The following is a 20427-nucleotide window of genomic DNA, read 5'->3' on the forward strand; positions in this document are numbered from 1 at the left end:
CCCCCCCCCCCCCCCCCCCCCCCCCCCCCCCCCCGCCACCCCACGGATAGCCCGCCGTTGACGTTGCCGTTCACGTTGACGTTGATTCGGCGGGTGCAGGGCGCAGCCCTGCCAGAACACCCACACCCTCACTTCACTGAATCGAAAACCGGTTTCGGCACGGCACTTGCACCTGCTCCAGCAGACAACCCCATCCCCTGTTTCTGGAACCGTTGCAGATGTCCCACTCCGTCACGTCGATCCTTTCGCAGATCCGCTCCTATCAGACCCAGATGGGACAGCCGGCGCTCAACCCGCTGGGCGAAACGCCGCGCAGCAACGCCCTGCCGGGCACGGTGCTGGATGCACCGCAGGCCCAGCCGGCCAGCTTCACCGAAACCCTGCGTGGTGCGATTGCCGGCGTCAACGACGCGCAACAGAAATCCGGCGCCCTCGCCAAAGCCTTCGAAATGGGCGACCCCAGCGCCGACCTCGCCAAGGTCATGGTCGCCTCGCAGCAGTCCCAGATCGCCTTCCGCGCCACCGTGGAAGTCCGCAACCGTCTCGTCCAGGCCTACCAGGACGTGATGAACATGCCGCTGTAAGGATAGAACCGCATGGCCCTGTCGCTCTCCAAGGAATCCCTGAACGCCGAAAAGGCGGGCCAGTGGTTCGATCGGCTGCAAAGCCTGCAGATCACCCGTCGGCTCGGACTGATGGCGATGATCGCCGTGGCCGTAGCCGCCGGGCTGTTCGTGTTCTTCTGGTCGCAGAAGCCCGGCATGGTCCCGCTGTATACCGGCCTGGACCAGAAGGCCACCGCTGAAGCGACCGACCTGCTGCGTGCCGCCCAGATTCCGTTCCAGCTGGACCCGGCCACCGGTGGCATCACCGTGCCGGAAAAGAACCTGCACGACGCCCGTCTGAAACTGGCCGGCTCCGGCCTGACCGACAGCGGCAAACTCGGCTTCGAGCTGATGGAACGCGACCCGGGCTTCGGCGTCAGCCAGTTCGTGGAAAGCGCGCGCTACCAGCATGCGCTGGAGACCGAGCTGTCGCGCACCATCAACACGCTGCGCCCGGTGCGCGATTCGCGCGTGCACCTGGCCATTCCCAAGCCCAGCGCCTTCACCCGCCAGCGCGACGTCGCCAGCGCCTCGGTGACGCTGGAACTGCGCGGTGGCCAGCAGCTGGAACGCAGCCAGGTCGACGCCATCGTGCACATGGTCGCAGCCAGCATCCCGGACCTGGCACCGGAACGCGTGACCGTGGTCGACCAGAGCGGCCGCATGCTCAGCGTCAGCGACCCGAACAGCGAGGCCGCAGTCAACGCCGCCCAGTTCGAGCAGGTGCGCCGCCAGGAAACCTCGTTCAACCAGCGCATCCGCGAACTGCTCGAGCCGATGACCGGCCCTGGCCGTGTCAACCCGGAAGTCAGCGTGGACATGGACTTCTCGGTGACCGAGGAGGCGCGCGAACTGTACAACGGCGAGCCGCAGAAGCTGCGCAGCGAGCAGATGAGCGAGAACAGCACCACCACGCCGGGTCCGCAGGGCGTGCCGGGCGCCACCAGCAACAGCCCCCCGGGCCAGGCCGCTGCGCCGGCAACCGCACAGACCCCGACCGAAAGCAGCAAGAACGCGACCCGCAACTACGAGCTGGACCGCACCCTGCAGCACACCCGCCAGCCGGCCGGCCGCATCAAGCGCGTGTCGGTGGCGGTGCTGGTGGACAACGTGCCGCGCGCCGGTGCCAACGGCAAGGTCGCACCGCAGCCGCTGTCGGCGGCCGAGCTGACCCGCGTCGAAGCCCTGGTCAAGCAGGCGGTCGGCTTCAATGCCGAGCGCGGCGACACCGTGTCGGTGATGAACGCCCCGTTCGTGCGGGATACCACGCCGGTGGAAGGTCCCGCCTGGTGGGAGCTGCCGTGGGTGCACGATGCCGGCCGCATGCTGCTGGGTGCCGTCGTGGTGCTGGCGCTGCTGTTCGGCGTGCTGCGCCCGGCGCTGCGCGCGATCACCGGCCAAAAGAAGAACGACGAGCAGGCACTGGAGCCGCATACCGCGGACGTGCAGCTGGTGGATGACGATGGCATGCCGCTGCCGGCGTTGGGCGCCGACCGCGCGAGCCTGGGCGGGCCGGATGCGCTGGCCCTGCCGGTGGATTCATATGAGGAACGACTGCGGATGGCGCGTGAAGCCGTGAAGACCGACTCCAAGCGCGTGGCCCAGGTGGTCAAGGGCTGGGTGGCCAATGACTGAGGCACAATTGACCGGCGTACAGCGCGCGGCCGTGCTGCTGCTGTCCCTGGGTGAGCTGGATGCAGCCGAAGTGCTGCGCCACATGGAACCCAAGGAAGTGCAGAAGATCGGCATCGCCATGGCCACCATGACCGACATCACCCGCGAGCAGGTGGAACGGGTGATGGACCAGTTCGGCCAGGAGCTGGGCTCGAAGACCTCGCTGGGCGTGGGCTCGGACGACTACATCCGCAACATGCTGGTGCAGGCGCTGGGCAGCGAAAAGGCCGGCAACCTGATCGATCGCATCCTGCTCGGCCGCAACACCACCGGCCTGGACGCGCTGAAGTGGATGGACCCGCGCGCGGTGGCCGATCTGGTGCGCAACGAGCACCCGCAGATCATCGCCATCGTCATGGCCCATCTGGAAACCGACCAGGCTGCTGACGCGCTGAAGCTGCTGCCCGACCGCACCCGCGTGGACGTGCTGCTGCGCATCGCCACCCTCGACGGCATCCCGCCGAACGCACTCAATGAGCTCAACGAGATCATGGAGCGCCAGTTCGCCGGCAACCAGAACCTGAAGTCGTCCAACATCGGCGGCGTGCAGTGCGCGGCCAACATCCTCAACTTCATGGACAGCGGCCAGGACCAGGCCATCCTGGGCGAGATCGCCCGCATCGACGCGCCGCTGAGCAACCGCATCCAGGACCTGATGTTCGTGTTCGACGACCTGGTCGACCTGGACGACCGCGAAATGCAGCTGGTGCTGCGCGAAGTGAGCGGCGAGCGCCTGGGCCTGGCCCTGCGTGGCGCCGATATCAAGGTGCGCGACAAGATCACCCGCAACATGTCGCAGCGTGCGGCCGAGATCCTGCTGGAAGACATGGAAGCACGCGGTCCGGTGCGCCTGTCCGACGTGGAAGGCGCGCAGCGCGAGATCCTGGCCATCGTCAAGCGCATGGCCGATGAAGGCACGGTCACCATCGGCGGCAGTGCGGAGGCCATGCTGTGAGCAACGTCGTGCGCTGGCTTGCCCCGGACCTGCTGGCCCCGCCGGAACCGGCGCTGGACCAGGAGGACGCGTTCGAACTCACCGAGCCGGATCCGGAGCACGAGCCGGAACCGCCGCTGCACCTGCCCACCCTGGAAGAAATCCAGGCGATCCAGGACAGTGCCGAGAAGGAAGGCTTCCAGCACGGCCATGCCGATGGCTACGGCCAGGGCCAAGCCGAGGTGCGTCGCCTCGCCGCGCAGATCGAGGGCATCCTCGACAACTTCAGCCGCCCGTTGGTGCGACTGGAAAACGAAGTGGTCGGTGCGCTGGGCGAACTGGCGGTACGCATCGCCGGCGCGCTGGTCGGCCGTGCCTACGAGACCGATCCGGCACTGTTGGCGCAACTGGTTGGTGAGGCCATCGACGCGGTCGGTGGCAGTACCCGCGAAGTGGAAGTGCGCCTGCACCCGGACGACATCGCCGCGCTCGCTCCCCTCCTGAACCTGTCGTCGCAGCAGCGCCTGGTACCCGATACCAGCCTCAGCCGTGGCGACCTGCGCGTGCATGCCGAAGCGGTGCGCATCGACGGCACCCTCGAAGCCCGCCTGCGCGGTGCGCTGGACGCTGTGATCCGCCAGACTGGAGCAGGTGCATGACGCCCGAAGCGCAACCGAACCCGCCGCCGGCCGATTGGGCCGTGGCCCGCAACCTGCGCCTGGCCCGTCGCCTGGACGGCCTGCGCGTGGACACCGGGCACGGGCGTGGCCTGATCCGCGAGGGCGTGCTGCGCCGCGCAGTCGGCCTGACCCTGGAAGCGGTCGGCTGCGAGGCCCCGCTCGGCGCCAGCTGCAAGGTGGAAGTGGTCGACGGTGGCTGGGTCGATGCCGAAGTGGTCGGCTTCGCCGGCGAGCGCACCTACCTGATGCCCAGCGCCGAACTGCATGGCCTGCTGCCCAACGCACGGGTGGTGCCGTCGGCTCGGCGTGGCGGCGTGGAAGTGGGCGAAGGCCTGCTCGGCCGCGTCATCGACAGCGATGGCGTGCCGCTGGATGGCAAGGGCCCGATCCGCGCCGAAGGCCATGTCGGCATGGCCGGCGTTTCGATCAATCCGCTGGCGCGCGAACCGATCACCCAACCGCTGGACGTGGGCGTGCGCGCGATCAACGCGCTGTTGCCAATCGGCCGAGGCCAGCGTGTCGGCCTGTTCGCCGGCTCCGGCGTCGGCAAGTCGACCCTGCTGGGCATGATGACCCGATACACCGCCGCCGACGTGATCGTGGTCGGCCTGATCGGTGAACGTGGCCGCGAAGTACGCGATTTCGTCGAAACCACCCTGGGCGAAGAAGGCCTGCGCCGCGCCGTGGTGGTCGCCAGCCCGGCTGACCGGCCGCCGTTGGCGCGCCTGCATGGTGCCTACCGCGCCACCGCCATCGCCGAGTGGTTCCGCGACCAGGGCCTGAATGTACTGCTGCTGATGGATTCGCTGACCCGCTTCGCGCAGGCGCAGCGCGAGATCGGCCTGTCGGTCGGTGAACCGCCGACCACCCGCGGCTATCCGCCGTCGGTGTTCGCCAAGCTGCCGGCGCTGGTCGAGCGCGCCGGCAACGGTGCCAAGGGCCGTGGCTCGATCACCGCGTTCTACACCGTGCTGACCGAAGGCGATGATCCGCAGGATCCAATCGCCGATGCGGCGCGCGCCATTCTTGACGGCCACATCCTGCTGTCCCGTCGCGTGGCAGACAGTGGCCTGTACCCGGCCATTGACGTCGAATCGTCGGTCAGCCGCGTGGTCACGGAAATCGCCGACGAGCCGTGGCGCCTGCGCATCCGGAAGTTGAAGCGACTGGTCTCGGCCTATTCGGCCAATCGTGACCTGATCGCCATCGGTGCCTACCAGCGCGGCAACGACGCGGCCACCGACGAAGCCCTGGAACGCTGGCCGGAAATCATGGAATTCCTCGGCCAGGACGTTGCCAAGGCCGCAGATCTCCCGCACAGCCAGGCGGCGCTGCAGCGCCTGGTGGAACAAGAGAGTTAAGCCATGAACCAGTCCAAGCGCATCGACCCCCTGCTCAAGCGGGCCCAGGAACACGAGGATGCCGTTGCTCGCGATCTGGCCGAACGCCAGACCGTGCTCGACACGCATCTGTCGCGACTGGATGAACTGCGCCGCTATGCCGAAGAGTATGCGAACGCGCAGATGGCGGCGACCAGCCCGGCACAGCTGCTGAACCGTCGCGCCTTCCTCGATCGCCTGGACAGCGCGGTCGAACAGCAGCAGGCAACGGTCAATGGCAACCGCGAGAAGGTGGAAGCCGAGCGCGCCCGGTTGATCCTGGCCAGCCGGGACAAGGCCGTGCTGGAACAGCTGGCGGCCAGCTACCGCGCGCAGGAGAAGGTGGTGACCGACCGCCGCGACCAGCGCGAGATGGACGACATCGGCGCACGCCGTGCACGCCTGGTGCAGGCCGAGGACCAGGAAGACGGTGAGCAGGGAGGTCGCACGTGATGCCCGCACCGCTCGCCAGCAGCGCCAACGCGCAGGCACAGAACACCGGCAATGGCAGCACGCGCGCGCCGCGCAATGACAGCGGCAAGGGCTTCGGCCAGCTGTTGCAGGATGGGACGTCGGGCCCGGACACGTCCACGGCCGCCCGTACCTCATCGCCATCGTCGACCACGCCCATGCCGTCTGCGACCTCTGATGGCAACGGGCGGACACCCGCCGAACACAAGCCGGGCAGCGACGCTGCAACCGAAGACGCCACGGCATCGGCACCCGCAGGGACAACCACTGCAGGCGCCGAAAAGGGCAAAGCAGCCGCGACCGAGGATGCGCCGTGGCCACCCCTTGGCCTGGCCGGGCTGGTGCTGGCGGTGCCGACGCTGGCCGATCCCGCTGCAGTGCTGCCAACAACGGCCACGCCTGTGCTCGCCGACGATGCTGGTGCCCTGCCCGCCGCTGCCGGCGCAGCGTTGCCGGCGGCTGCGGCAACGGCACCCACGGCCATCGCCACTGGATCGCCCGACGGCAAGCCTCTGGCGGCCAGCGCCGACGACGCCACCACTCTGCCGTTGCCGGAGATGATCCTGCCGGCGGGCAAGCGCGGCGACCGAGGCGAAGGTAGCGACGTGGCCGCCATCGGTGACCGTACCCCTGCCCCCCTGCTGCATGCACCGGCAACTGCAGCCGTGCAGGATCTGAAGGCCGCGCTGGCCACCGGCAACGCCATCTTCAACGGCGAACCGACGCCGAAGCCGGTGCTCGGTGACGATGGCTTCGACCAGGCCATCGGCGCCCGCCTGGGCTGGTTGGCCGACCAGAAGATCGGCCACGCCCACATCCGCCTGAGCCCGGATGACATGGGCCCGGTCGACGTGCGTCTGCAGTTGAACGGCGACAAGGTGCACGCCAGCTTCAGCAGCCCGCACGTGGATGTGCGCCAGGCGCTGGAAAGCAGCCTGCCGCGCCTGCGTGAACTGCTGGGCGAGCAGGGTTTCCAGCTGGCCCACGCCGATGTTGGTCATCAGGCCCCCGGCGGTGACGGCAATGCGTCGGGCCAGGCCGGAAGCGGTGGCATGGCGGGTGACGGAGAACCGTCGCCGGGCGACGCCAGCGTGTCGTCCGCCCAGTTGATCCGCAAACGCGGGCTGCTGGACGCGTACGCCTGACAGGCGTGCCAACCAAGGTTTGCCCCACCAGAGCGGGCCGGTCGGCACCCACCAGAACACCGAGGCAATAGAGCCGCACCTACCAGTATCGCGTTGGTGGGTGCGGAGCTTGCTCCGCACGGCCCCACCGGCACCCCGACGGAATTCCGTCGCCCCCTCTGCCCCAGCTACGGCACGCCCCTTGCATATCCCGGTGAAGCAACCCTCAGGAGCTTCACCCCGTGGCCGCAGCCGCTGACAAAACCAAGAAGACCGCCGAGAAGGACAAGGCCGCCAAGCCGCGTAGTCCGATCCTGATCACCGCACTGGTGGCCGTACTGGCCGCCGCTGCCGCCGGTGGCGGCGTGTGGTTCTTCACCCAGTCCAAGCACGAAGACAAGGCCGCACCGGCGCCGAAGAAGGCCGCTGCTCCGGCACCGGCGCAGTACTTCGCATTGGATCCGGCCTTCGTGGTCAATCTCAACGGCCCGGTCGACGGCCCGCGCTACCTGCAGCTGGAAGTGCAGCTGATGACCCGCGACCCGGCCGCGCTGGAAGCGATCAAGACCCACGCCCCCGCCATCCGCGCGCGCCTGCTGATGCTGTTCTCGCAGGTCAGCCCGGACCAGATCGCCGATATCGCCGGCAAGCAGAAGCTGCAGGCCGCCTCGCTGGCCGAAGTGCAGAAAGTGCTCAAGGCCGAGACCGGCAGCAACGGTGCCGACGATCTGCTGTTCACCAGCTTCGTGACCCAGTAAGGGCCCCCCGATGAATGATCTGCTGTCCCAGGACGAGATCGATGCCCTGCTCCACGGCGTGGACAGTGGCGCGGTCGAGACCGATGCGGAACCGCCTTCGGGCGAAGCACGTTCCTACGACTTCGCAAGCCAGGACCGGATCATCCGCGGTCGCATGCCGACCCTGGAAATGGTCCACGAGCGCTTCGCGCGCCTGTGGCGGATCGGCCTGTTCAACCTGATCCGTCGTTCGGCCGAACTGTCGGTGCGCGGCATCGAACTGATCAAGTTCAACGACTACATGCACTCGCTGTATGTGCCGACCAACCTGAACCTGATCCGCTTCAAGCCGCTGCGTGGCACCGGCCTGATCGTGTTCGAGCCGACCCTGGTGTTCGCCATCGTCGATAACTTCTTCGGCGGCGACGGGCGCTACCCGACCCGTATCGAAGGCCGCGAGTTCACCGCCACCGAAATGCGGGTGATCCACCTGCTGCTGAAGCAGACCTTCGCCGACCTGCGCGAGGCATGGGCACCGGTGATGGATGTCGAGTTCGAATACATCAACTCGGAGATCAACCCGCACTTCGCCAACATCGTGACGCCGCGAGAGTACGTGGTGGTGTGCCGCCTGCATGTCGAGCTCGACGGCGGTGGCGGCGACATCCACGTGACCCTGCCGTATTCGATGCTGGAGCCGATCCGCGAGCTGCTCGACGCCGGCATCCAGAGTGACCGCAACGACCGCGACGAGAGCTGGGGCCAGACCCTGCGCGAGCAGCTCAACATCGCCGAGGTGACCCTGTCCAGCGTACTGGCCAGCAAGCGCATGACCCTGCGCGACCTGACCCGCCTGAAGGTCGGCGACATCCTGCCGATCGAGCTGAGCCCGCAGGTGCCGTTGTGCGTGGAGAACATCCCCGTGTTCACCGGCGAGTTCGGCGTCGCCAACGGCATGAACGCCGTGAAGATCACCGCTACCCATCCGCCCGGCACCCGTCCGCGCGTACCCGTCATCCAGGAAGACCCGCAATGAACGATATCGACGCCCTCGAACCGACCCCGGCCCAGTTCAGCAGCCTGCAGGCCGATGAAGCGAACGGTCCGGACCTGAACCTGGACGTGATCCTCGACGTGCCGGTGACCCTGTCGCTGGAAGTCGGTCGTGCCCGCCTGCCGATCCGCAATCTGCTGCAGCTCAACCAGGGCTCGGTGGTGGAACTTGAACGCGGCGCCGGCGAGTCACTGGACGTGTTCGTCAACGGCACCCTGATCGCCCACGGCGAGGTGGTGGTGATCAACGACCGCTTCGGCGTGCGCCTGACCGACGTGGTCAGCCCGAGCGAGCGGATCCGGAGACTGCGTTGAGCCTGCTGGCCTCCACCCTGTTGGCGGTCGGCAAGACCGCCGCACCGATCGGCCCGCAGGTCGGCCAGCACGCGGCCGCCGCACCGAGCCTGTTCGGTGCGGTGCTGGCGCTGCTGGCGGTACTGGCACTGGTCATCGGCCTGGGCTGGCTGCTCAAGCGCCTGCCCGGCAGCGGCTTCCGCCCGGCCGAAGGCATGAAGCTGGTGGCCAGCCTCAGTGTCGGCGCCAAGGAGCGCGTGGTGGTGGTGGAGGTCAATGGCCAGCAGCTGCTGCTGGGCGTTACCGCCGGCGGCATCAACACCCTGCACACCCTGCCCGAACCGCTGCCACCGCCGGCACCGGTGCGCGTGCCGGACTTCAAGAACCTGCCGAATTTCGCCCAGCTGCTGCAGCAGCGGCTGCGCAAGGATCCCTGACATGCGTGTCACCCGTACCCGTCTTGCCACCCTGATGCCGTGGCTGCTGTTGCTCGCCCTGTGCCTGTTGCCGGCGCTGGCCTTCGCCGCGCCCGGCGCGCCGACCACGCCGCTGCCCGACATCAATGTCGGCAAGATCGGCGGTGCACCGGTCAGCCTCCCGCTACAGACCCTGCTGTTGATGACCGCGATCACCCTGATCCCGTCGATGCTGCTGGTACTGACCTCGTTCACCCGCATCATCATCGTGCTGGGCCTGCTGCGCCAGGCACTGGGCACCGGACAGACGCCGTCCAACCAGGTGCTGCTGGGCCTGGCCCTGTTCCTCACCGCGATGATCATGCTGCCAACCTGGGACAAGGCCTGGAGCACCGGCATGGCGCCCTACCTCAATGGCGAGATCGACTTCCAGACCGCCTGGACGCTGACCACCTCGCCGCTGCGCGCCTTCATGCTGGCGCAGATCCGCGAGACCGACCTGATGACCTTCGCCGGCATCGCCGGGCATGGCACCTACGCCAGCCCCGATGCGATCCCGTTCCCGGTGCTGGTCGCATCGTTCGTTACCAGTGAACTGAAGACCGCCTTCGAGATCGGCTTCCTGATCTTCATCCCGTTCGTGATCATCGATCTGGTCGTGGCCAGCGTGCTGATGTCGATGGGCATGATGATGCTGTCGCCGATGCTGGTGTCGGCACCGTTCAAGATCCTGTTGTTCGTGCTGGTGGATGGCTGGGTGCTGACCGTGGGTACGCTGGCGGCGAGCTTCAATCCGGCCTGACCGAGAGGCAGTCGAGCATGGCTCGACTCTACATAAGCGTTGCCGGGCATGGCCCGGCGCTACCGATGGAAATACGATGTCTCCCGAACTTGCCTTGACCGAACTGCGTGGCGGCCTGATCACCGTGTTGTGGGTGGCCGGCCCGCTGCTGCTCACCGTGCTGGTGGTGGGCGTGGTGGTGGGCGTGGTGCAGGCTGCGACCCAGCTCAACGAACCGACCATCGCCTTCGTCGCCAAGGCAGCCGCGCTGACCGCAGTGCTGTTCGCACTGGGCAGCCTGCTGATCGGCCACCTGGTCGAATTCACCACGCTGCTGTTCCAGCGCATCCCGCACCTGATCGGCTAGGACACGCGCTTCGATGGACGCCGCCACCCAGATGGCCGCCGATGGGCTGAACGCCTTCGGCATGATCGGCACCGTGCTGTGGACCATGCTGCGCATCGGCGCGGTCGCCATGGCCATGCCGATGGTCGGCACCCGCGCCGTCCCGGCCCGGGTGCGCGTGGTGCTGGCCGGCACCCTGGCCATCGCATTGGCACCGTTGCTGCCGCCGGTACCGGACTGGACCGGTTTCGATGCCGCCACGGTACTGACCATCGCCCGCGAGCTGGCCATCGGCGTATCCATCGGCTTCCTGCTGCGGCTGGTGTTCGAGGCCGGCGCGATGGCCGGCGAACTGATTGCCCAGGGCACCGGCCTGGCCTTCGCACAGATGAGTGATCCGCTGCGTGGCGGCACCTCAGGCGTGATCGGGCAGTGGTTCTATCTGCTGTTCGGCCTGCTGTTCTTCACCGCCAATGGCCATCTGGCGCTGATCTCGCTGGTGGTGGACAGCTACCGGGCACTGCCGATCGGTGCGCCACTGCCCGATCCGCATGCCTTCTTCAGCATCGCGCCGACCTTCCTGCTGACCGTGCTGCGCGGTGCGCTGACTTTGGCGATCCCGCTGACCGTGGCAATGCTGGCGGTGAACCTGGCGTTCGGCGTGCTGGCGCGCGCCGCGCCGGCGCTGAACCCGATCCAGCTCGGCCTGCCGGTCTCACTGCTGCTGGGCCTGTTCCTGCTGGCCCTGCTGGCAGGCGAGATGGGCCCGCCGGTACAGCGCCTGTTCGACGCCGCCTTCCAGGCTGCGGACGCGGTCACACACTGACCCGATCATCACGTTTTACTGCTTGCCCTTCCCCCGGGTCTGCGCGTTAGAGTGAATACGCGGCAACCGGGGGGATGCCGCACGTGGCCGGCGCCCTGCGTCGGCCGGCCTCATGCATGCCCCACCGTAGTTTCCGTCGACAGGCAGGTCCGGGAGACTGACGAATGCTGGTAGGCACGTACAACCCGTGGCTGGTAGTGATCTCGCTGCTGGTCGCCGTGATGGCCTCATACACCGCGCTGGCGATGGCCGGGCGCACGGTTACCGCACCCGGCAAGGGCGCGGCCTGGTGGTGGCGCATCGGTGGCGGCTTCGCCATGGGCCTGGGCATCTGGTCGATGCACTTCATCGGCATGCTTGCCTTCGACCTGCCCATTCCGCTCGGCTACGACCTGCCGATCACCCTGCTTTCCCTTGCACTGGCCATCGCCTCGTCGGTGTTCGCGCTGTGGCTGGTCTCGTTGCGCACCCTGCCGCACCCGCGGCTGGCCGGTGGCGCCCTGCTGATGGGCACCGGTATCGCCGGCATGCATTACGTTGGCATGGCCGCAATGCGCATGCAGCCGGGCATCGACTACGACCCGGGCTGGCTGCTGTTTTCGCTGATGGTGGCAGTCGCTGCTTCGTGGACGGCCCTGTATGTGGCGTTCCGCCTGCGTGCGCAGCGCACCCGTGTCGGCGACCGGCTGGCAGCGGCGGGCCTGCTCGGGCTGGCCATCGTCGGCATGCACTACACCGGCATGGCCGCCGCACGCTTTCCGGAAGGCAGCATCTGCGGCGCAGCCGTCGGCGATGGACTACAGAGCGAATGGCTGGCCATGCTGGTGGTGATGCTCACCGTGGCGATCCTGGCCGTGGTGCTGGTGGTGTCCTGGCTGGACCAGCGGGTGGAGGCGCAGCTGCTGCGCCTGCGCAATTCCCTGTTGAGCACCTCGCTGACCGACGCGCAGCAGGAACTGACCCAGGCCGCACTGCACGACCCGCTCACACGCCTGCCCAACCGCCTGCTGCTGCAGCGTCGCATCGTCCAGGCACTGGCCGAGGCCGAACAGGGCGGCAGCCGTTTCGCTGTGATGTTCATGGACCTGGATGGCTTCAAGCAGGTCAACGATGCCTATGGCCACCAGGCCGGTGATGCACTGCTGGTGGCGGTGGCCGAACGCACGCGCCAACTGCTTCGGCCCAACGACATGCTGGCCCGTCTGGGCGGCGACGAGTTCGTATTGGTGGTGCGCATCGAGCACGACGAGGATCTTCCGACCCTGGCCCGGCGCATCCTGCAGGCGGTCGGCAGCGGGCCCCTGCTGCCGGACAACGAACTGCAGGTGACCGCCAGCATCGGCGTGGCGATCTGTCCCGACCACGCTGCCAGCGAGCGGCAGCTGATGGCCTTTGCGGATGCAGCGATGTACCAGGCCAAGGAATCCGGACGCAACGCCTTCGTGCTGTTCGCCGACTGGATGAATGACAGCGCCGAGCAACAGTTCAGATTGCTTGCCGACCTGCGCCGGGCAATCGGCAGCGAACAGCTGTTCCTCAATTACCAACCCAAGATCCGCGTGGCCACACAGAAAGTGGCCGGCGCCGAGGCACTGATCCGTTGGCGGCACTCGGAACATGGCCTGATCCCGCCGGATCGGTTCATCCGCCTGGCCGAGCGCAGCGGCGCGATCAATGAAATCGGCCGCTGGGCGCTGGACCAGGCCTGCCAGCAGTTGCGCCGCTGGCACGACGCCGGCCATGAAGGCTGGTCGATGTCGGTGAACCTGTCGCCGGTGCAGTTCAGCTCACCGCACCTGCTGCATGACGTGCGCGACGTCCTTGAGCGCTACAGCATCACCCCACGCTACCTGGTGCTGGAGATCACCGAGAGCACCGTGATGCGCGATACCGATACCAGCCTGCGCCTGCTGCAGGCGCTGTCGGCACTGGGCGTGGGCATCTCCATCGATGACTTCGGCACCGGCTATTCCAGCCTGCTGTACCTGAAGCGGCTGCCAGCCACCGAGATCAAGATCGACCACGCCTTCGTGCGCGATCTGGAGCACAGCGCCGAGGATGTGGTGATCGTCTCGGCGATCGTGGCGCTGGGCCATGCGCTGGACATGGACATCGTGGCCGAAGGCGTGGAAACCGCCGCCCAGCGCGCCTACCTGGAACGGCTGGGCTGCGATTACCTGCAGGGCTACCTGCTCGGTCGCCCGGTCGATGCCGCCCGCTTCATGCAACTGCACGACCTGCCCCGGCCTCGTGTGGAACTGGCACAGAGCCCGCCGCCCAGCGGCAACGCGCCCCTGTAGCCGAGCCCGCACCCGGCTCCCCCCCGGGCATGACCCGGCGCTGCCGGTGCCTGCTCTGGTAGGTGCCAACCTTGGTTGGCACATGAACCCGTCACGGCACGGTTCTTGCTCGCACCCCGGCATCTCCTGCCGCAGTGCCCGTGATGTCCGAAGACGAATCCGCCGGCGAAAAGACCGAACAACCCACCGAAAAACGCCTGCGCGATGCCCGTGAACAGGGCAACCTGCCGCGCTCGCGCGAACTCGGCACCGCCGCCGTGTTCGGCGCCGGCGTACTGGCGGTGATGGCCATGAGCGGCTCGATCGGCCGCGGCGCCAGCGCCTGGATGAAGCATGCGCTCAGCCCCGAACAGAGCCTGCGGCAGAACCCGAAGGAACTGTTCGGCCACTTCGGCGACCTGCTGCTGCAGTTCATGCTGGTGATCGCGCCGCTGGTGCTGGTCTGCCTGCTGGCCAGCTTCGTCGCGCCACTGGTGATGGGTGGCCTGCGCTGGTCGCAGAAGGCGATGCTGCCGGACATCAACCGCATGAACCCGATCAGCGGGCTCAAGCGCCTGTACGGCCCGGAGGCCATCGCCGAGTTCACCAAGTCGCTGTTGCGCGTGGCCTTTGTCGGCGTTGCCGCCGGGCTGGTGGTATGGACCGGCTTCGACACCCTGCGCGGTCTGATCCACCACCCGCTGGAGACCGCCATCACCGACGGCCTTGGCTTCACCCTGCGCCTGCTGCTGGCAACCGCCGGCGCGATGCTGGTGCTGGCGGCCATCGACGCCCCGTACCAGCGCTGGAACTGGATGCGCAAGCTGAAGATGACCCGCGAAGAGCTGCGCCGCGAAATGAAGGAAAGCGAGGGCAGCCCGGAGGTGAAGGGCCGCATCCGCCAGCTGCAGCAGCAGATGGCCAACCGCCGGATGATGGAGGCGGTACCCACTGCCGACGTGGTGGTGGTCAATCCGACCCACTATGCGGTGGCCCTGAAGTACGAGGGCGGCGCCATGAACGCCCCCAAAGTGGTCGCCCTGGGCGTGGACGAGACCGCCCTGCGCATCCGTGAAGTGGCCGATGGCAACAAGGTCGCCATCGTCTCGGCGCCGCCTTTGGCACGCGCCTTGTATCGGGAAGGCCAACTCGGAAAGGAAATCCCCGTGAGACTGTATTCGGCCGTGGCCCAGGTCCTGTCCTACGTCTACCAGCTGCGCGCCTGGCGCACTGGCCCGATGCCGGACAGCCCGCACATCCAGGTGGATGAATTCGGCAAGGGAGGCCGCCCGTGAGCGCCCAGCCCTCCCCCGGCTTCAACACCCGCCGCGCCCTGGAGATGATCCGCCAGGGCCTTGGCGCGCCACTGATCGTGCTGGCACTGCTGGCCATGGTCGTGGTGCCGCTGGCCGCACCGGTGCTCGATGCGCTGTTCACCTTCAACATCGCCATCTCGCTGATGGTGCTGCTGGCGGTGGTCTATGTGAAGCGCCCGCTGGACTTCACCATCTTCCCGATCGTGCTGCTGGTCACCACCATGCTGCGGCTGGCCCTGAACGTGGCCTCCACCCGCGTGATCCTGCTCAACGGCCAGAACGGCCACGACGCGGCCGGCAAGGTCATTGCCGCCTTCGGCGAGTTCGTGATCGGTGGCAACTACGCAGTCGGCATCGTGGTGTTCGCGATCCTGACCATCATCAACTTCGTGGTCATCACCAAGGGTGCCGGCCGCGTCTCGGAAGTGACCGCGCGCTTCATCCTCGACGCCATGCCCGGCAAGCAGATGGCGATCGACGCCGACCTCAACGCCGGTTTGCTGACGCGTGAAGAAGCCAAGCTGCGCCGCGAGGAAGTGCGCGAGGAAGCCGACTTCTACGGTGCGATGGACGGTGCCAGCAAGTTCATCCGTGGTGATGCCATCGCCGGCATCCTGATCCTGTTCATCAACATGCTGGGCGGCCTGGCCGTGGGCGTGCTGCAGCATGGCATGCCTTTCGGCGATGCCGCTGCCACCTATACCCTGCTGTCCATCGGCGACGGCCTGGTGGCGCAGCTGCCGGCCCTGCTGGTCTCCAGTGCGGTGGCGATGCTGGTCACCCGTGCCTCGCGCTCGCAGGACATGGCCCAGGCGATGAGCGGCCAGGTGTTCGGCCAGTACCGCGCGCTTGCGATCACCGCCGGCATCCTCGGTGTGGTCGGCCTGGTGCCGGGCATGCCCAACGTCGCTTTCCTGACGCTGGCCGCGATCCTGGGTTTCATCGCCTGGAAGCTGTACCGCAAGAGCAAGCTGCCGGCTGCCGATGCCTCCGCCGGCAACAGTGACGCCGCCGCACTCACTGCGCTGGGCCGTCCGGCCGCACCCGCGCCCACCGCCGAACTGAGCTGGGACGAGCTGCGCCCGGTCGATCCGCTGGGCCTGGAGGTCGGCTACCGCCTGATCCCGCTGGTGGACAGCAACCAGGGCGGCGAACTGATGGCGCGGATCAAGGGCGTGCGCCGCAAGCTGACCCAGGATGTCGGCTTCCTGATTCCGTCGGTGCACATCCGCGACAACCTGGAACTGCCGGCCAATGGCTACCGCGTGCTGGTGCACGGCGTGCCGGTGGCCACCGCCGAGATCCATCCGGACCGCGAGCTGGCACTGGACCCGGGCAGCGCGCTCGGTGCGCTGGAAGGTATCGCCGGCAAGGACCCCGCCTTCGGCCTGGACGCGACCTGGATCCAGCCGCACCAGCGCGCCCAGGCCGAGACGCTCGGCTACACCGTGGTCGATCCGGCCACCGTGGTCGCTACCCACCTCTCGCACCTGATCCGCGAACACGCGCCGGAACTGCTCGGCCACGAAGAAGTGCAGCACCTGCTGGCCAACCTGGCCAAGAGTGCGCCCAAGCTCGTCGAAGATCTGACGCCGAAGGCACTGCCGCTGTCGGCGGTGGTACGGGTGCTGCAGAACCTGCTGGTCGAGCGCATTCCGATCCGCCAGCTGCGCAAGATCGCCGAAGCGCTGGTCGAACACGCGCCCAGCAGCCAGGACCCGGCCGTGCTGACTGCCGCCGTGCGCACCGCACTGGGCCGCTTCATCGTGCAGGAGATCGCCGGAATGTCGGCCGAGCTGCCGGTGTTCACGCTCAACCCACAATTGGAACGTGTCTTGCAGGAGTCCACGCAGGGCAACGGCGCCGCGCTGGAACCCGGACTCGCTGAGCGACTGCACCAGAGCCTGGCCGAATGTGTCAGCAAGCAGGAAGCCCGCAACGAGCCCGCGGTCGTGCTGGTACCCGGCCCGGTGCGCGCCGCGCTGGCCCGCCTGGTCCGCCACAGCGTTCCGTCGCTGTCGGTCCTGGCCTACAGCGAGGTGCCGGAGGACAAGCGCCTGAAGCTGGTCGGAACGATCAGCTGACGCCGCCCTCCGATGCGCCAGAAAACAGACACCACTTTCGAACCAACGCAACAGACAGATACCAAGGGGAACCCGCACCGTGCAGACCACCGACCACCCGAGTTCTCCGACCGCCACCCCGCCGTCTTCGTCCCGTGACCACAGCATGAAAATCAAACGATTCGTTGCCGCCGACATGCGCTCGGCCATGAACCTGGTGCGCAAGGAACATGGTCCTGACGCCGTGATCCTGTCCAACCGCCGGATCGAGGAAGGCATCGAGATCGTTGCCGCCGCCAACTACGACGAGAGCGCCGTGCAGCGTGCACTGGAAGCCTCGCGTCGTGACATCGCCCCGCCGCCGGCACCAAAGCCGCGCAATGCCGCCGACGCGGTGATCGCTGCAGTGACCCGTCGCCGCAGTGCCACCCCGGCACCGGAACCGGTGGCTGCGACCACCTCGGCCGTTGCCGCGCTGGCCCGCGCCGCCGTTGGTGCCACCGGCCGCACCCTGGACAGCGCCGACGAGATCGTGCCGACCCGCGGCAGCACCGGCTTCGCCGCCACCCTGGCGCGTGCTGCCGTCAACGAACCGGCGCGTGCGGAACAGGCCTTCGGCCCGTTCGCAGACGCCGTCGCCGGCGCTGTCGCTGCACCCGCCGTGATCATCCCGGCCAACCGTGCGCGCTTCCAGATCGATCCGCCGCATGCCGAGCATCAGCAAAGCCCGGCCCCGGCCGTGGCGGTGCAGCCGCCGCCGCTGCCGCTGCCGGCCAGCGTTGTGGCCGACGCGCAGTCGCAGACCTTCGCCGACGAACCGTCGATGGCGGACGCAACCATCGACACCGCCCCGGAACCGACCCTTGCACCAGCCCCGGTGCTGACCGTGGTCGCCCAGGACGATGCCGAGATCCGACAGCTGCGCCAGGAAGTGGCCGGCATGCGCCAGGTGATCGAGCGCGAGATGAACCGCTTCACCGACGAGCGCCTGCGTGGCTGCCCGGTGCGCGCCACTGCACTGGACCTGATGGACGAGTACGGCTTCGACGCCGGCCTGGCCCGCGACGTGGCCATGCAGATCCCGCTGGAGACCGATGCGCACCGCGGCCGCGGCCTGATGCTCGGGCTGATCTCGCGCAAGCTGCCGATCGCCCCGGTCGACCCGCTGGAGGAAGGCGGCGTGATCGCTCTCGTCGGCCCGACCGGCGCCGGCAAGACCACCACCATCGCCAAGCTGGCCTCGCGCTTCGCCGAGAAGCACGCCCCGCGTGACGTGGCCCTGGTCACCACCGACACCACCCGCATCGGTGCGCGTGAGCAGCTGTACGGCTACGGCCGCCAGCTCGGCATCGCGGTGCACGAGGCCAACAGCGGCACCGACCTGGACCAGCTGCTGGAACGCTTGAAGGACTACAAGCTGGTACTGATCGACACCGCCGGCCTGGGCCCGCGCGACCGCGCCCTGGCCGCCCAGCTGCAGTGGCTGCGTGCCGCCCGCCAGGTACGCACCCTGCTGGTGCTGCCGGCCAACACCAGCTTCGGCGACATGGACGAGGTGGTCCGCCGCTTCGGCGCGGCCAACCTGCAGGGCCTGGTGCTGAGCAAGCTGGACGAGACCGGCCGCTTCGGCAACGCCCTGTCGGTGGCCGTGGACCACGCCCTGCCGATCACCTGGGTGACCGACGGCCAGGACGTTCCGGAGGACCTGCACCGGGCCAGTGCAGCCAATCTCGTACTTCGCCTTGAAGATTTGCGCCGCGCGGCCGATATGCCCTGCAACCCGGAGTTGAACCATGCCGTCGCGTGAGTACGCCAAGCTGACCAAGACCTTCCCGCTGTCGGCCACCCGCAGCGAGCCGCTCGGCCCTGTGCGCACCATTGCGGTCACTGGCGGCAAGGGCGGCGTGGGCAAGACGAATGTGTCCGCCAACCTGGCCGTGGCGCTGGCCGGCATGGGCAAGCGCACGCTGCTGCTGGACGCCGACCTCGGCCTGGCCAACATCGACGTGATCCTGGGACTGAACCCCACCTTTACCCTGGCCGACTTGGTCGCCGGCCGCTGCTCGCTGGATGACGTCATCGTCGAAGGCCCGAACGGCGTGCTGGTGGTCCCGGCCGCGTCCGGCCGCCGCCACATGGCCGAGCTGGCCCCGGCCGAGCACGTCGGCCTGGTCAACGTGTTCTCCGAGCTGGAACGCGAGCTGGACATCATGGTGGTGGACACCGCCGCCGGCATCAACGATGGCGTACTGACCTTCTGCCAGGCCGCACAGGACACCGTGGTGGTGGTCTGTGACGAGCCGGCCTCGATCACCGACGCCTACGCACTGATCAAGGTGCTGTCGCGCGAGCGTGGCGTGGACCGCGTCCAGGTGGTGGCCAACATGGTGCGCGACCCCAACGAGGGCCGCGTGCTGTACGAAAAGCTGACCCGTGTCTGCGAGAAGTTCCTCGCCGATGTCTCGCTGAACTACCTCGGCTGCGTTCCGCAGGACGATTGGCTGCGCCTGTCGGTGCAGCGCCAGCAGCCGGTGGTGAAGGCCTATCCGTCCAGCCCGGCCGCGCTGGCGATCACCGAGATCGCGCGCCGTACCGCGCGCTGGCAGGCGCCGACCGAACCGCGTGGCGGCGTCGAATTCTTCCTCGAACGCATCCTCAAGCAGCGTGGGGTGACGGCATGAAAGGCGCAGCCCAGTACAGGGAAGTGCAGCGCTCGGCGGCGAACGAAGTCATCGCCCAGCATTCGGACCTGGTGCGGCGCATCGCCCACCATCTGGCTGCGCGCCTACCCGCCAGCGTCGAGGTCGATGACCTGATCCAGGCCGGCATGATGGGCCTGATCGAAGCCTCGCGCAGCTACGACGCCGACCAGGGCGCCTCGTTCGAGACCTATGCGTCGATCCGCATCCGCGGCTCGATGATCGACGAGATCCGCCGTGGCGACTGGGTGCCCCGCTCAGTGCACCGCCGCGCTCGTGATGCCGCCGCCACCATCCGCCGCCTGGAGCAGAGCAGCGGCCGCGCCGCCAGCGCCACCGAAGTGGCCGCGGCGATGGAAATGCCGCTGCCCGAATACCTGCGGCTGATGGAAGACGCCGCACGTGGCCAGGTGCTGAGCCTGGAGTCGCGCATCGAAGACCAGGGCGAGCTGGACACCGTCACCCAGGGCGGCCCGACCCCGCAGCAGGTACTGGAACGCGGCGAGTTCGGCCGCGAGCTGGGCAAGGCGATCGGCCACCTGCCCGAGCGCGAGCAGCTGGTGCTGTCGCTCTACTACGAGCAGGAGCTGAACCTGAAGGAGATCGGCGCGGTGCTTGGCGTAAGTGAATCGCGGGTCTGCCAGATCCACGGCCAGGCAGTGCTGCGCCTGCGTGGTCGACTGAAGATTTTCGAGGCGGCGGACGCCGGCCTCGAAGAATGAACATGCCCGAGGCGGCTGCCCCCGGCCG

Annotated in this window: 20 protein-coding genes; all 20 read left to right on the forward strand. The window is 68.0% G+C overall.

What is annotated here, in order from left to right; genetic code table 11:
• Positions 1-218 precede the first annotated feature (218 nt).
• Entirely contained in the window at positions 219-584 is a 366-nt protein-coding gene (fliE, locus tag AC07M7_RS12240; protein WP_005409552.1) for a flagellar hook-basal body complex protein FliE, read from the forward strand.
• 12 nt (positions 585-596) lie between these two features.
• The gene (gene fliF / locus AC07M7_RS12245) at positions 597-2240 is read left to right on the forward strand and encodes a flagellar basal-body MS-ring/collar protein FliF (protein WP_046988606.1); all 1644 of its coding nucleotides are present in this window, start codon (positions 597-599) and stop codon (positions 2238-2240) included.
• 7 nt (positions 2241-2247) lie between these two features.
• Positions 2248-3234: a flagellar motor switch protein FliG gene (fliG, locus tag AC07M7_RS12250; protein WP_024958226.1), complete on the forward strand. Its 987-nt coding sequence runs from the start codon at positions 2248-2250 to the stop codon at positions 3232-3234.
• Positions 3231-3872 (forward strand): FliH/SctL family protein, encoded by a 642-nt coding sequence (locus tag AC07M7_RS12255; protein ID WP_136639692.1) that lies wholly within the window; start codon positions 3231-3233, stop codon positions 3870-3872. The genes fliG and AC07M7_RS12255 overlap by 4 nt, the downstream gene beginning before the upstream one ends.
• Complete coding sequence (locus AC07M7_RS12260; RefSeq protein ID WP_046988604.1) at positions 3869-5254, forward strand: FliI/YscN family ATPase; 1386 nt, start codon at positions 3869-3871, stop codon at positions 5252-5254. The genes AC07M7_RS12255 and AC07M7_RS12260 overlap by 4 nt, the downstream gene beginning before the upstream one ends.
• Before the next feature lie 3 nt (positions 5255-5257).
• Positions 5258-5725 carry a flagellar export protein FliJ gene (gene fliJ, locus AC07M7_RS12265; RefSeq protein ID WP_046988603.1) on the forward strand — a complete coding sequence of 156 codons (468 nt, stop codon included), beginning with the start codon at positions 5258-5260 and terminating at the stop codon, positions 5723-5725.
• Positions 5725-6888 (forward strand): flagellar hook-length control protein FliK, encoded by a 1164-nt coding sequence (locus AC07M7_RS12270; protein ID WP_495207494.1) that lies wholly within the window; start codon positions 5725-5727, stop codon positions 6886-6888. Before fliJ ends, AC07M7_RS12270 begins: the two co-directional genes overlap by 1 nt.
• A 221-nt stretch (positions 6889-7109) precedes the next feature.
• On the forward strand, positions 7110-7625 hold the full coding sequence (locus AC07M7_RS12275; RefSeq protein ID WP_253079554.1) for a flagellar basal body-associated FliL family protein: 516 nt from the start codon (positions 7110-7112) through the stop codon (positions 7623-7625).
• A 10-nt stretch (positions 7626-7635) separates the two neighbouring features.
• Complete coding sequence (gene fliM, locus AC07M7_RS12280) at positions 7636-8640, forward strand: flagellar motor switch protein FliM (protein WP_046982598.1); 1005 nt, start codon at positions 7636-7638, stop codon at positions 8638-8640.
• Positions 8637-8972, forward strand: coding sequence for a flagellar motor switch protein FliN (fliN, locus tag AC07M7_RS12285; protein ID WP_005409543.1), 336 nt, complete (start codon positions 8637-8639; stop codon positions 8970-8972). Before fliM ends, fliN begins: the two co-directional genes overlap by 4 nt.
• Entirely contained in the window at positions 8969-9388 is a 420-nt protein-coding gene (gene fliO / locus AC07M7_RS12290) for a flagellar biosynthetic protein FliO (protein WP_008266130.1), read from the forward strand. The genes fliN and fliO overlap by 4 nt, the downstream gene beginning before the upstream one ends.
• A 1-nt stretch (position 9389) precedes the next feature.
• On the forward strand, positions 9390-10169 hold the full coding sequence (fliP, locus tag AC07M7_RS12295) for a flagellar type III secretion system pore protein FliP (RefSeq protein ID WP_134958130.1): 780 nt from the start codon (positions 9390-9392) through the stop codon (positions 10167-10169).
• Positions 10170-10245: 76 nt separating this feature from the next.
• Entirely contained in the window at positions 10246-10515 is a 270-nt protein-coding gene (locus AC07M7_RS12300; protein WP_005413254.1) for a flagellar biosynthetic protein FliQ, read from the forward strand.
• A gap of 13 nt (positions 10516-10528) precedes the next feature.
• The gene (gene fliR / locus AC07M7_RS12305) at positions 10529-11320 is read left to right on the forward strand and encodes a flagellar biosynthetic protein FliR (protein WP_046982596.1); all 792 of its coding nucleotides are present in this window, start codon (positions 10529-10531) and stop codon (positions 11318-11320) included.
• Between the two features lie 164 nt (positions 11321-11484).
• Entirely contained in the window at positions 11485-13620 is a 2136-nt protein-coding gene (locus AC07M7_RS12310) for a putative bifunctional diguanylate cyclase/phosphodiesterase (protein ID WP_136639686.1), read from the forward strand.
• Between the two features lie 143 nt (positions 13621-13763).
• Positions 13764-14894, forward strand: coding sequence for a flagellar biosynthesis protein FlhB (gene flhB / locus AC07M7_RS12315; RefSeq protein WP_337302497.1), 1131 nt, complete (start codon positions 13764-13766; stop codon positions 14892-14894).
• Positions 14895-14938: 44 nt separating this feature from the next.
• Positions 14939-16999: a flagellar biosynthesis protein FlhA gene (gene flhA / locus AC07M7_RS12320; RefSeq protein WP_211195219.1), complete on the forward strand. Its 2061-nt coding sequence runs from the start codon at positions 14939-14941 to the stop codon at positions 16997-16999.
• 145 nt (positions 17000-17144) lie between these two features.
• Positions 17145-18785 carry a flagellar biosynthesis GTPase FlhF gene (gene flhF / locus AC07M7_RS12325; RefSeq protein ID WP_046984320.1) on the forward strand — a complete coding sequence of 547 codons (1641 nt, stop codon included), beginning with the start codon at positions 17145-17147 and terminating at the stop codon, positions 18783-18785.
• Positions 18772-19659: a MinD/ParA family ATP-binding protein gene (locus AC07M7_RS12330; RefSeq protein ID WP_006365470.1), complete on the forward strand. Its 888-nt coding sequence runs from the start codon at positions 18772-18774 to the stop codon at positions 19657-19659. Before flhF ends, AC07M7_RS12330 begins: the two co-directional genes overlap by 14 nt.
• Positions 19656-20399 carry an RNA polymerase sigma factor FliA gene (locus AC07M7_RS12335; protein ID WP_006365468.1) on the forward strand — a complete coding sequence of 248 codons (744 nt, stop codon included), beginning with the start codon at positions 19656-19658 and terminating at the stop codon, positions 20397-20399. Before AC07M7_RS12330 ends, AC07M7_RS12335 begins: the two co-directional genes overlap by 4 nt.
• The last annotated feature ends 28 nt before the right edge of the window (positions 20400-20427 follow it).

It is taken from the genome of Stenotrophomonas sp. GW821-FHT09E08, assembly GCF_059416125.1.